The 13,104-nt window shown below is 66.0% G+C and carries 9 protein-coding genes; all 9 read right to left on the bottom strand.

Going from position 1 to position 13,104, the window contains the following annotated elements:
• Positions 1–576 precede the first annotated feature (576 nt).
• The 9 genes from RSO01_RS28965 to RSO01_RS29005 all read right to left on the bottom strand — a co-directional run bounded on the left by RSO01_RS28965 (position 577) and on the right by RSO01_RS29005 (position 13,099).
• Positions 577–1,440, bottom strand: coding sequence for a TauD/TfdA dioxygenase family protein (locus RSO01_RS28965; RefSeq protein WP_147154045.1), 864 nt, complete (start codon positions 1,438–1,440; stop codon positions 577–579).
• A gap of 30 nt (positions 1,441–1,470) precedes the next feature.
• Positions 1,471–2,571: a lactonase family protein gene (locus tag RSO01_RS28970; RefSeq protein ID WP_147154046.1), complete on the bottom strand. Its 1,101-nt coding sequence runs from the start codon at positions 2,569–2,571 to the stop codon at positions 1,471–1,473.
• Between the two features lie 79 nt (positions 2,572–2,650).
• A complete protein-coding gene (locus RSO01_RS28975) occupies positions 2,651–4,969 on the bottom strand; it encodes a hypothetical protein (protein ID WP_147154047.1) in 2,319 nt (772 codons plus the stop codon).
• 108 nt (positions 4,970–5,077) lie between these two features.
• Positions 5,078–6,028, bottom strand: coding sequence for an OmpA family protein (locus RSO01_RS28980; protein WP_147154048.1), 951 nt, complete (start codon positions 6,026–6,028; stop codon positions 5,078–5,080).
• Between the two features lie 127 nt (positions 6,029–6,155).
• Positions 6,156–6,938: a 3-hydroxybutyrate dehydrogenase gene (locus RSO01_RS28985; RefSeq protein ID WP_147154049.1), complete on the bottom strand. Its 783-nt coding sequence runs from the start codon at positions 6,936–6,938 to the stop codon at positions 6,156–6,158.
• A gap of 150 nt (positions 6,939–7,088) precedes the next feature.
• Complete coding sequence (locus RSO01_RS28990) at positions 7,089–7,844, bottom strand: acetoacetate decarboxylase (protein WP_147154050.1); 756 nt, start codon at positions 7,842–7,844, stop codon at positions 7,089–7,091.
• 27 nt (positions 7,845–7,871) lie between these two features.
• Positions 7,872–9,020, bottom strand: coding sequence for a patatin-like phospholipase family protein (locus tag RSO01_RS28995; RefSeq protein WP_147154051.1), 1,149 nt, complete (start codon positions 9,018–9,020; stop codon positions 7,872–7,874).
• Between the two features lie 76 nt (positions 9,021–9,096).
• Positions 9,097–12,096, bottom strand: a complete 3,000-nt coding sequence (locus RSO01_RS29000) for a trifunctional glycosyltransferase/class I SAM-dependent methyltransferase/polysaccharide deacetylase (protein WP_147154052.1) — start codon at positions 12,094–12,096, stop codon at positions 9,097–9,099.
• Between the two features lie 37 nt (positions 12,097–12,133).
• Positions 12,134–13,099, bottom strand: coding sequence for a glycosyltransferase family 2 protein (locus RSO01_RS29005; RefSeq protein WP_147154053.1), 966 nt, complete (start codon positions 13,097–13,099; stop codon positions 12,134–12,136).
• Between the last annotated feature and the right edge of the window lie 5 nt (positions 13,100–13,104).

The raw sequence follows: 13,104 nt of genomic DNA on the forward strand, positions 1-13,104 counted from the left end.
GGTCCTGGCCCCGGAGTAATTGCGTCGATCGACTGCCTATGGAGCGCAAAAACTAAAACCGTAGTTGACCCAATAGGTAACTTAAGTTATATTGACTCCGCGTTCGCCTCCCGGCGGCTCTGCTCTATGCATCGTTCATCCGATACCATCACGGGCGCAAGCGCTGCACTGGCAGGACACCAGCGCATGCGGGAACGGCGCCACCCGCGCTGGAGGGCAGGCGATGCTTGCCCCTTTCGTCCAAGAGGGGCAGTCCGGCGCGGGGGCAGCAGAAAATGCAAAAAATGCAGAAAATGCAAAAAGCGGCGTGAATTCAATGACTTGGGCAGGTGTCGGCCGGCCTGCAAAAATTAGCAAAAAATGCAGAAATTCATCAGTGAGCCTGGCTACAGTGCATCCACCCTGCGGCAAAGCCCGAGAGGCGGCGGCGCGCGCCGGCACATCTAGTAGCTCTGCCCAGTAGTTTTTTGACGAGCTGGCGAGGGGCCGATGAGATTGCCAGCACTACTGGCACCTGTGCTCGGCCCGGGATAAGTTCGGCGCTCTACGGCGCGCAGAAATTAGAACCGTAGTTGACTAGGCGGCCAGAGACGACTCGCTTGCCGGATCGCCGGCGATGCGGCTGTGCCACATGATGCGGCGCTGGGTCATGTCCCACGGCGTCGCCTGGTGCATCAGGCAGCGATTGTCCCACACGACGGCGTCGCCCGGCGTCCAGTCGTGATGGTAGATGCGCGGCGGCTGGCAGGCGAAGTCGATCAACTCGCGCAGCAGGCTGTCTGAGGCTTCCTGGCTGAGGCCCGGGATGTTGTGGGCGTGGCGGCCGGCAAGCAGCGACTTGCGGCCGGTCTCGGGATGGGTCTTGACCAGCGGCCTGAGCGGCACCGGCCCGTCATGCAGGCCGTAGCCCGAATACTCACCGTCGGCCTTCCTAGTCTGATGGCCGACCTTGCCCTGGCTGTAGTGCAGTGAATGATAGGCGTTGAGGCCTTCGATCCGGGCCTTCATCGCCGGATCGAGGGCATCGTAGGCGGCGCGCATGTCGGCAAAGCCGGTGCGGCCGCCGATCGTCGGGACCTCCTCGGCGCTGAACACCGCGCCCTTGGCCTGGACCGGCATGTAGGTGCTGTCGTGATGCCAGCCCATGTTGCCCTTCAGGATCTTCATGACGTCGTCGTTGTCTTTCTCCAGCCGCAGCGTGCCGTCCGATCGCACGTTGCTGATCGCCGTCATCTCGAACTCGAGCGGCCCGAAGCGCTTGGCGAAGGCGATCTGCTGGTCGCGCTGCAGGTGCTGGTCGGGGAAGATCAGCAGGGCGTATTGGAGCCAGGCGTCGTACAGCGCGCGGAAAGTTTCATCGTCGACTTCCGCGACCTTGATGCCTCGAACGACGGCTCCGAAGGTGGCGTCGATCGGTTCGATATCGAGCGTGCGGGTCATGAGGGACCTCCTGGCCGAAGTCTAGCCTCCTCAAGGCAGATTGACGATCTCCACCCAGTTGGGATTTTTGCCCATCGGATATTGCTTGAGCCTGGCGAGTTTGCCGCTGGCCGGATCGATGGCGTAGCTGGTCATCGAATCGGAAAGTTGGCCCACCGCCAGGAGATAGCGGCCATTGGCATCGATGGCGAAGCCGCGCGGCTGCTGCTCGGTCGCGGTGTGCCCGATCGGCGTCAGCGTCCCCTCGCCGGGATCGACCTTGAAGCCCGCGATCGTGCTGGTGCCGCGCTCGCTGGCGTAGAGGAACTTGCCGTCCGGCGTCAGATGAAGGTCGGCCGCCCAGATCTTGTCCGGCTTCTTCTCGGGCAGTGCGCTTAGCACCTGCAGTTCCTTCAGCGTGCCGGTTTTGGGATCATAGGCGAAGACATAGACCGTCGCTTCGAGCTCGTTCAGCAGGTAGACCCGTCCGTTGGTCGGATGGAAGGCGAAGTGCCGTGGACCGGCGCCCGCCTTCACCTGCGCCGCCGGAGGATCGTTGGGCGAGAGCGTTCCGGTCGCGGCATCGAAGCGGAACTGCCTGACGAGATTGCCGCCGAGGCTGGTTGCCAGCACGAAGCGATTGGCGGCGTCGGGCTGGATGGCGTGGGCGTTGGGCTCGGTCGGGACAATCTGCTTCGGTGGCTGCACCGTGCCGTCGGGTGCGATCGGATTCACCGTGACCTTGTTGTTGGGATAGGAGGCGGCGAGCAGGAAGCGGCCGCTGCGGTCGGTGGCGATATAGGCCATGCTGCCATCGAGCGGGCCGTTGGCGATGTGGCTGAGCTTGCCGGTCGCGGGATCGATGCGGAAGCTCGCCGCCACCATCGGCTCGCCGCGCGTGGCGGCGAACAGGAACTTCTTGTCCGGGCTTATCGCCATCGGCGTCGAGCCCGCCGTCTTGGTGATGCCGGGAATTGTCACTTTCTCGACCGGCGTGAGGTCGCCGCTCTGTGGGTCAAGCTGCAGGACGTGAATCTCGTTGCTGTCGGTGCAGCCGACATAGACGAAGGTCGCGGCCGTCGCCGGCAGCGCGGTGGCCGCCATCGCAAGCGCGGCGGCGAGTGCAGCGACGGAGCCAAGGGTCGGTGCCATGTTCCCTCCCGGGAAAGTCGTTCATTGGCTGAACGATCGATTGGCAACGCTGCGCGTGAGGATGTTCGGTGTCAACGCTTCAAGTGACCCGACCACGCTTCTCGGGAATGGCAGCGATCAGGGCCTGCCGGATCGGCCGGGCCTCGTCGGCCGGCAGTTGTCGGATGCGAAGCGTGCGCTCGACGAAGCGGTTCTCCTCGCCCTCGACGACCAGGTCGAGGAAGCGCGTCGTGCCCGGCGTGACGGCGCGCCGGCTACGGCCCTGGGCAGCGTCGGTCTTCTCGCTGAGCAGCGCCTGGATGGTGCGCACCGTCCGGACGGCAAAGTCCTCAGCCGGTTGGTTGTCGATCTGCACGCGATAGACGCCCTCGGGATCGACGCCCTCGATGCTGAGCGGCTGCTGGCGACAGACACTCACGGTGATGCGTGCCTCGCCGCTTCGGGGGTCGTGCCGGGCATCGAGCACCACCAGGCCCTTGTTGGATGGCTGGCGCACCAGCACGGCCTCGACTGTCTCGGGCTCGAAGCGGAGCGTCAGCGAGGAGCCTGGGTCGATTGGCGGGATGGTGACGAAGGCGCCGTCGGCGACGTGGATGAGCTCCTCGTTGTCCAGCCAGACGCTGCCGAAGGGCAGGCGCTGCTCGATCATCATGGCGGCAATGCGCCGGTTGGTCGGATTGGCGATCGTGACCTCGCGGCCACCGTCGCGGACCTCGAAGCCCAGCCCTTCGTAGTCGGCCATGCGCTGGTAGAGCTCGGCTTGCGTGGCGATCCAGTAGTTGCTGCGCTCGGCAAGGTTGATGCAGTAGCGCACATAGTCGAGCGTGCCCTTGCCGTTGTTGACCGAGGGGTCGCGCGCCAGCTCGGGATGGTACTGGAAGGAATAGACGCCGTTCTCGAGCTTGTCCTCGACGCCCGCCCGGCGGGCGCTATGGCCGGCGAAGATGGTCTCGACCAATTCGTAGGCCGCATCGTACTCGTGCGTGCGATCCCAGCCGCGCAGCTTGCGCCATTCCTTGTCCGTGGTGACGACGGGCCGGAAGGGGAACCAGATGCCCGAGGTGGCGATGGTGCGCCGCACGTCGGTGACGTAGGTGAGCGGCTTCTCGCCGATCGTGCCGCCAACCATGACGTTGGGATCGCGCACGCCGTATTCGATCATGTGGTAGTAGCAGAAGGTGCAGAGGCCGAGGATCGTCTTGTCCTGGGCGTAGAGATAATCCATCGCATCGATCGTCTCGGGATGCATGTGGCCGCCGGCATGGCGGCCGCAGGTGCAGATGGTGATGCCGAGACTCTTGCCGGCCTTCGCCACGTGCTCGAACAGGCCCTTGCCGAAGATGGCGGTCGGCGGATCGCCGATCGAGCTGTCATTGTGCAGCGCGGGCTCGATGAAGCTGTGTTGCGTCGTGCGCTCGACCCAATCGCGCGCCATCGCCTCGTCGATGTTGGTCGAGAAGGTCGGATCCTCGATGTCGTAGCTCGCCGGGATCAGGTTCTGGATCTGGTAGTCGAGGAAGGTGTAGTCGCGCATGCCGTGGACGTCGTGACGGAACGACAGCACGCCGTCGTAGGTGCCGAACGAGCGCAGCCGTGTCTGCCACAACGAGCCGAGCCCGATCTCGCGCATCAACCGGCGCAGGAAGAACAGCAGCGTGTCGCCCCAGTGCGTGGCGTTGGCCCAGTGGCGCACCGCCTCGACGTTGAGATGGGCCTGCATCATGCCGCCCAGCAGCTCGAACACCTGGTTGGCGACGTAGACCGTCCTGTCGGTGAGCACGATCGCCGGTCCCAGCTCGGCCACGGTCGCGGTGCTGGCGTCCGTGAGATCGCCTGAAAGCGCGACCAGGTCGGCGAGCACGCGGCTGCCGTTGGCCGGCACGATGCGACGCACCGGATGGCCTTTGTAGCCGCTGACATAGAGCGGCTCCCAGGCGTCGCCGGCGAAGGGCGAGCCCGGCCGCCAGCGCCAGCCTGTGTAGCCCTCCACCGGGGCGGCCTCACAGGATTGGAGCCCCAGCAGATGCGGCGGCAGGTTGGTCTTGCCGGTGACGATCAGACGGCGCTCGCCATCAGCCAGCCACGTCTCGATGCGCGTGATGGTCTCCGGCGCGAGATGGCCGGCGTTGGGGATCAAGAGCGCGCGGCAGCGCGCCAGCCGTGCGGGGTCGAGCTTTTCTTCTTCGACCAGACGATGCTTGAGATTGCAGCGCGCCAGCAGCAGGCCGGCGGCGTTGGGCGCGAGGTAGGCGTACTCGCCTTTGACCCAGGTGCGCGGCAGGCCCCAGGCGTCGGTGAAGGTGTAGGTCTCGCCGCGGGCCTTGGCTTCCGCGGCGTAAGCGTCTCGGCTGCTATTGCTGAACAGAACGATGATGTCGTGGGCGTCGTGATCTTGCATGGCGCGACTGTGCCCGCGCGTTCGGCGGCCAAGCAAATGGAAACGGCCGGGACTTGCCCGGCCGTTCCGCCAATGGAGGGGTGGCTGTTCCGCTTACAGGATCACGCTTTACTGAACCACGATCTCGACTCGACGATTCTGCGGCTCGCGCACGCCGTCGCCGGTCTGCACCAGCAGGCCCTGCTCGCCGCGGCCGATCACCGCAATCGCCTGCGCCGGCACGCCTTCGCGCACCAGGGCGTCCTTCACTGCGTTGGCGCGACGCAGCGACAGCGCCATGTTGTAGCTCTCCGGGCCCGACGTGTCGGTGTGGCCGGTGGCAGTGATGCGGGCGTTGCCCTTCGACTTGAAGGCCGCAGCAGCCTGCCGGATGGTGTTCAGCGCCTGGTCGGAGAGGTTCGAGCGATCCCAGTCGAAGAACACCATGAACGACGGCGGCGCGACTGGCGCTGCGGCTGGCGGCGGCGGGGGCGCCATCTCGGGCTGGCCGAACTTATAGGTCAGGCTCAGCATGGTCATGATGTTGTTGTTGGTGAACGCGCCGGGGTTGGTCGTGCCGTAATAGCGGCCGTCGAGGTTGATGCGGAACGCGTCGGTGATGTTGTAGCCGACGCCGATGATGCCCTGATAGGCGAACTGGGTGCTGCACATGTTGCAGCCCTGGATGGTCGAATCGACGAAGGCGATACCGGCGCCGGCGCCGATGAACGGCACGATGGGCCCACCGATGTTGAAGTCATAGAGCAGGTTGGCCATCACCGAGACCTGGTCGATGCGGCCGCGCACATTGGCCACGCCACCCGGGAAGAGGACGTTACCGGTACCGGTGTTAGAATGGTACAGGCCCTCCACCTCAATGCGGGGGCCGACGAAGTCGTAGCCGATCTTGCCGCCGGCGGCCCAGCCTGTGTCCATCTGGTAGCTGTTGTTGTTGAGCAGCCAGTTCAGGCCGCCTTCGGCGCCGATATAGAAGCCGGGATACTGTGTGCCGGTCTGGGCGTTTGCCGCAACTGGCAGAACCAGGGCTACGGCGGCGGCCAGCAATGACTTCTTGAACATGCAGAGGGTTCCCTCGTTTGGATGCGAGTAGTTCCCAACCAACGAGGCCCCTTCCGCCTTAGTTGCCCCAACGCCGCCATATCCTCGGCGGCGTTGCAACCTTGCAACACAATTGTGACCTGCGCGATTACTGCATGAACCAGCCGTGGCTGACGACCATCGACTGGCCGCTCAGTGCGGTACTGGACGCTCCAGCAAAATAGAGAACAGCATCAGCCACTTCATCAGTGGTGGTGAACTGACCGTCGATCGTGTCCTTCAGCATGACATGCTTGATGACGTCGGCTTCGCTGATGTTGAGTTCCTTGGCCTGCTCGGGGATCTGCTTGTCGACCAGCGGCGTGCGCACGAAGCCCGGGCAAACCACGTTGGCCGCGACGTTGTACTCCGCGCCTTCCTTGGCCAGCACCTTGGCGAGCCCGATGAGGCCATGCTTGGCGGTGACGTAGGGCGCCTTGAGCTTGGACGCCTCCTTGGAATGGACCGAGCCCATGTAGACGACGCGGCCGTACTTGGCGGCGTACATGTGCTTGAGGCAGGCCTTGGTGGTGAGGAAGGCGCCGTCGAGATGGATGGCCAAAAGCTTCTTCCAGTCGGCGAAGGGAAAGTCGACGATCGGCTTCACGATCTGGATGCCGGCGTTGCTCACCAGGATGTCGATCTTGCCGTACTTGGCCACGGTGTCGGCCACGCCCTTCTCGACCTGAGCCTCGTCGACAACGTTCATGGCGACGGCGAAGGCGTCCGACCCCTTGGCCTGAATCTCCTTGGCGGTGGCGCCGGCGGCGTCGAGGTTGAGATCGGCGATCACCGGAATGGCGCCTTCGGCGGCGAGCCGGAACGCGATCTGCTTGCCGATGCCGCTCGCCGCGCCGGTGACGATGGCAACTCTTCCTTTGAAGTTGGACATGGAACGATCCTTTCTCGTTGCGTTTTTCCTCCCCAGCTTCGCTGGGGAGGTGGCCCGAAGGGCCGGAGGGGTCATGAGCAACCGTCGTGATGCTCATGACCCCTCCGGCCGCTGCGCGGCCACCTCCCCAACTGCGTTGGGGAGGGAGGTTTATTTGGCGAGGTAGTCGAACACGACTTCACCAAGACCCAATGTCAGGTCGGTGACGTAATGGGTGGCCGACACGACCTGGCGCACCGGCAGGCGGTTGACGTCGCACAAGGCGTGATCGAAGAGCTGCAGCGCCGCTGGTCCCGACCAGGCGCCCTTCACAGTCACGTCCTCGCAGTAGTAGCGCACGAGCTCGCAGATGCGCGGCGTGCAGTCGACGTGCGGGATGATCTTGATCATGAAGGCGGGCTTGGCCAGGGCCTTGATCAACGGCGCGTGATCGATCTCGCGGTGCTTGTAACCCATGGTGGCGTTGACGCAGAGCACGCTGCCGTAGTGCAGCGTGCAGACCAGCGTCTCGCTCTCGTGGCTGATCTTCGGCGTGGCGAGCTTCTTGGGGAAACCCCAGATTTCGCGGCCGCCGGCGATCGGCGAGTTGTCGTCGAGATACATGGCGTGCACATAGCCGCCTTCCTGGACCTCGCCCTTGGCATCCTTGAAGCGGACCGGGATCACCTGGCCGGTCTCGGTATAGTCGCCGAAGCCTGTCGAATCGGGCATGCGGATGAATTCGTAGTTCACCGTGTCGCCCACCACCTCGAGCGGCTCGGGCACGACGGCGCGCAGGATCTCAGGGTCCGTTCGATAGCTGATGACGACGAATTCCCGATTGTAGAAACGATACGGCCCCCGCGGATACGCGGGATTGTTGAGCGGCATCGCGAAGGCGTTCTTGCGGACGTCGGCCAGCTTCATATTCATCTTCTCCTGGTGTCGGCCCTGCTAGTGTCGGCCCTGTGTGTTGAGATCGAAGGTGAACACACCGTCGGCATTCTGCGGCCTCTGCAGGACTTCCGGATGCTGCAGCGTGCGTGTCATGTCGCTGTAGCCGCTCGCCCAGTGCTCTTCCATGGTGCGGCGGGAGAACTCGTAGTCCTTCGACGAGCCCTCGTAGCGCTGGGCGTGATAGATCAGGTGGATGATGTTGTAGACCTTGCTGTCGGCCTCCTGGGCGAGCAGCTCTGCTTCCGGAGTCTGGCGCAGCTCGGGATGCATGCCGTCCAAGAGCTTGGCGGCGGCGCGGCGCATCGACTGCATGCGACGGAACTCGTCGGTGCCTTTGCGCGTCCGGCTCGAATAGCGGATGTCCTTCTGGCGGACATCGACCTCGATCATGTCGCGCGGCAGCTCGCCGCGCGCGCTCCACAGATCGACCTGGAAGGCGAGCGTGTCCTGGCGCGGCCGGCTGTCGAGCACCCATTGAAGCGGGGTGTTGGTGACGATGCCGCCGTCCCAGTAGTAGTCGCCGTCGATCTCGATGGCGGGGAAGCCCGGCGGCAGGGCACCGCTCGCCATGATGTGCTCGGGGATGATTTTGTGGGTCTGGTCCTCGAAATAGATGAGGTTGCCGGTCTTGATGTTGACCGCGCCGACGCTGAAGCGGGTCTCGCCGGCATTGATGCGGTCGAAATCGACCAGGCTTTCCAGCAGGCTCTTGAGCGGCCTGGTATCGTAGAAGCCCAGCCTGTCGGGCACGGCCGCCGGCGTGAAGATCGGCGGCGGGAAGCGCGGCTGGAAGAAGCTCGGCGCGCCCCACATCAGGATGCCGAGCGCCCGCCACTGGTTGACCATCGTGTGCTGGAAGTCGTTGCTGAGCTTCAGCGAGGCGATGTCCGGGATGCCGAGCGGCGGCGTGCTCACCGTCTCCCAGAACTTGCGCAGCTTGTCGACGCGCTTGGCGGCGGGATTGCCGGCGATGATCGCCGAGTTGATCGCGCCGATCGAGATGCCGGCCACGCAATCGGGATGCAGGTTGGCCTCGGCTAGCGCCTGGTAGACGCCGGCCTGATAGGAGCCCAAGGCGCCGCCGCCCTGCAACAAAAGCGCAATCCGCTCGAAATCGGGTCGGGCCGCCGCCGACTTGGTCGTCATGACACGTAGTCCCCTCGCTCCTCGGCATCCTCTAGCACGATGCGGGCCGAGCGCGATGGGCCATCTCGCCGCTTGGTCAAACGCCTCGGACGGCCTCGACAAAAGCCTCGATCGACCAGCCGCCGACCACCTCGATGCGGGGCAGGCGCAGCGGATCCAGGCCGAGGGCGGCGTGGCCGGGATCCGTGGTGAAGCCGCTGGCATAGCCGCATCGGCGGGCGATGCGCACGAAGCGCTCGTCCCCTTCGCCGAACGGCGCGGCGATCGAGCGGCACTCCGCGCCGAGCGCCCGTTCCAGCGCGGCACGCGAACGGGCCGCCTCGAGCACGATCTCGCGACTCGAGAGCTCGGCCATGTGGCTGTGGCTCGCCATATGGCTGCCGAAGCGTACGCCGGCTGCGGCCAGCGACTGGATCTGCGGCCAATCCATCAGCGGCGCCGGCGGGCCATAAGCGACGTCCCAGTCGGCAAGGCCGCCGACCTTGTCGGTGACGACGAAGATTTCGGCGGTGAAGTCATGGGCGCGCAGGATCGGCCAGGCCGCGTCATGGAAGTCACAGTAGGCGTCGTCGAAGCTGATCAGCACCGGCCGTCCCGCGAACGGCTGGCCGGTGGCGAGATGGCGGGCGACATCGTCCGACGTCACGGCGTGATAGCCGTTGCGCCGCAGCCAGCGCATCTGCTCGGCGAAGGACGCTGGCGTCTGGCGATAGCGCGCCAGGTCGGCCGGACCGTCCTCCGCGATGCGATGGTAGAGCAGGATGGGCAGACGATCGGTGCGTTCGCGCTGTCCGACATCGCCGCGCCGCGCCATCGCTCCACCCCACACGACGGGGCGCGCGAAGTCGGGTTCCGGCAAGGGGCCGAGTTCGGTCTCTTCGATGTGCGGCGCGGGTGCGGCTTCGCCCCCAGCGAGACGACGGTACAGGTCGACGCGATAGAGCTCGGTCTGCAGCGAGCGCTCGAGGGCGAGGCCGGGTATGGCCGACAAGGTCTCGGCGATCGTCTTGGCGCCGAAGGCGGCCGCCCAGTCGTAGCCGGTATGCGCAGGATCATCCTCGAGCACCAAAGCATGTGCGCAGAGGAGGTGACCGCCCGGCGCCAGCGACGCCGCCAGGCGCTGGGCGATACGGGTGAGTGCTGCGCGGTCGGCGAGGTCGTACAGGACTTCCGAGCAGACGACGAGGTCGAGGCCATTGGGCAGCAGATCGTCGAACAGGTCGAGGCGGCGCCATTCGACATTGCCATGGGTGCTGCAACGCTGCCGGGCGCGTTGCAACGCCGTCTCTGAAATGTCGGCGGCGATGAGATGGTCGACGCGCGGCGCCAGCAGCTCGGTGAACCTGCCTTCCGAGCAGGCGAGCTCCATCGCCTTGTCGATCGGCTTCTGCGGCAACAGGTCGAGCGTGCGGCAATATTTCAGCTGCTCATAGGACGAACCGTAGGCCCACGGGTCCTCCGTACGATAGAGCGCTTCCCAGTAGGCTCGGCGATCGCCGCCCGTGGCGGCGATCGGCTCGGCGGGCTTCGACGTCGCGGCCGGGACGGTTCGCTCGGCCATTGTCCGCCCTTCGGCGATCAGCGCGGCGATGGCGCCCTCGCCGGAGCCCGCGCCGCCGGTCGCGGCCAGGGCTGCGTCGGCGAGGATGGCCTTGGCGAGCGCACGCAAGCTGCGGATCGGAACCGCGCGACGCCGTAGCTTCGCCATCGCCAGCGACGAGCCCAATCGGACCGTGGCGGCCGTCGCATGCAGCCAGAAGCCGGGCCGCTGCAGCAGCCCACCCGACTTCAGCAATTCGGCCAGGCTTACCGAATCGAGCGCCAGCTGCATGACGTCGCCCGCCGAGAAACCGCCCAGGGCGGGCGCCTCACCATGCCCCACGATGCGCGTGCCGCTGCGGAACTCGACGCGCACCCGATCGATGCGGGCATCGACGGCGATTGGAGCGAGGTGGGCGACATCCTGGCGCACCAGCAACGTGCCCTCGACCACCAGCCGGTCGGTCAGGCGTTGCGGGCTGAAGATCTCGGGCTCGAGGGCAAAGCGCAGCTGCTGCGCCAGGCCGGGCCGGCAGGCGGCGCGCTCGACCTCGTGCAGCAGGGCGCCGACGCGCTCGACGAAGGCGGGGTCGTCATGTGGCAGCTCGTCGGGCAGGCACTGAGCGCCGAATACGAGCGCCTGGACGATGGTCTGCCGGCAGAGCTCGGCGAGATCCCCGCGCCGGTCGGAGAGCGCCCTGAGCGGGCTGCCGCCGCGGCCGCCCTGGCCGACATCGGCTGCCGCACACCAGAGGGCGTACTCGCCGATTGCCATCTCCTTGGTGCCGATGGCCGGATCGGCGCCGGCGGCGTGACGCTCGGAGGGATTCACGACGCGCGGATCGATGTCGAATCCCCGTTCGATGACGCGCGTGCCGTCGGCCAGCATGGCTCGCACATCGGTCGACAACGAACCTCGCCGCATGTGATAGAGCGCGAGCGGCTCGGGCACGGGCAGGAACGCCACGCCGGTACGAGCGATGCGCTGGAAGAAGTCCGTATCCTCGGCGGTGCGCAGGCTGGTGTCGAAGCCGCCCTGCTCGGCGACCAGGGCGCGGTCCAGCACCACACCATGCATGACGATGGGCGAGATACGCGCCAAGGTCTCGAACGGTGCCCGCGCGATGGCCGTCGGAAACCATGCCAGCCCGCGCCGTCCCCTCTCCGTGATCCGGCGCGACCCGCAATAGGCGACCTTCGCACCAGGCGTGGCCTCGAGCCTGCCCAGCATGCGCTCGACAAACGATCGCTCGATGCGATCGTCGGCATCGAGGAACAGCAGCCAGCGGCCGGTGGCGGCCGCGATGCCGCGATTGCGCGCTGCGGAGACGCCTTCGGCGGATCCTTCGTGTGTCAGAAGCTGGAAGCGCTTGTCACGATCGACATGGTCCTGGACGACCCGCCTCGTGTCGTCGGTCGAGCCGTCGTCCACGACGATCGTGTGCCAGTCGTTACGGGTCTGGGCCAGTACGCTTGCCAGCGTCTCGGCGATCGTGCCGGCAGCATTGTGCGCCGGGATGACGATCGAAAGAGTCATCGCCGCGGACTATCAGGCAGCCGAGCGCGCATTGCCCTCACCAGACGACCTCGGTGTAGAGCGGCCACCGAGGGCGCCGGCCGAGATGCCGTTGCAGGCGGCCACGGGCGACGCTGAGGGCGAGGGTCGAGAAGTGCCATGCCGAGGCGAGCGGATGGCGCTGCAGCGCCCCGGTCAGCAGGGTGCGCACATCGTGCCGCCGCCGGGTCGCCGCGGCGCGATAGGCGAACCAGTGGCGCGCATTGCGTAGATGGTGCTCGATATCGGCGGCATGCTCCGGGTACTTCCGGCGGTATTCGTCGAGCACGAGTTCGGTCGACCGGAACATCTGCAGCGAATCGCTCGACATGTTGCCGGGCGTCGCGCGGTAGCCCACGTGGTACCGCGGCACCACGGCGAAGGCGAAATGCTCGGCCACGCGAAAGCACATCAGCAGGTCTTCCGCGCCCTGGGCGCCGCGCGCGCGCAAGGCGGGATCGTAGCCGCCCGCCTTCTCGAAGGCGGTGCGCCGCATCAGCAGCGAGGAGCCGTTGCCGATCCAGTTGTCGGCACACAGACTCTTCATCGCGTCGCCTTCGACCAAGGGCTGCGGCCCGAACGAGATCACGCGATCGTTCTGATCGATGCTGGCGAACCAGCAATAGGCGAGGCCCGCCGTCGGGCCGCCCTGGCGCAGCGCATCGAGCTGGAAGGCGATCTTGGTCGGCGCCCACAGATCGTCGGCGTCGACGAAGGCCAGGAACGACGCGGCGGTCGCCGCCGCGCCCGTGTTGCGCGCGGCGGCCACACCGGCATTCTTCTGCCGGACCAGCCGCACCCGGCGATCCTGGCGGATCTTCTGGTCGACGATGGCGACCGATCCGTCAGTCGATTCGTCGTCGACGACGACGATGTCGAGATTGGCATGGGTTTGCCGGCTGATGCTGTCGAGCGTGGCCGCAATCGTGCGTTCGGCATTGCGCATCGGCACGACGACACCGATTGTGTCTTGGTCTTGCTTCACAACGG

Origin of the sequence: Reyranella soli (genome assembly GCF_007992495.1) — a bacterium.
Classification (GTDB): Bacteria; Pseudomonadota; Alphaproteobacteria; order Reyranellales; family Reyranellaceae; genus Reyranella; species Reyranella soli.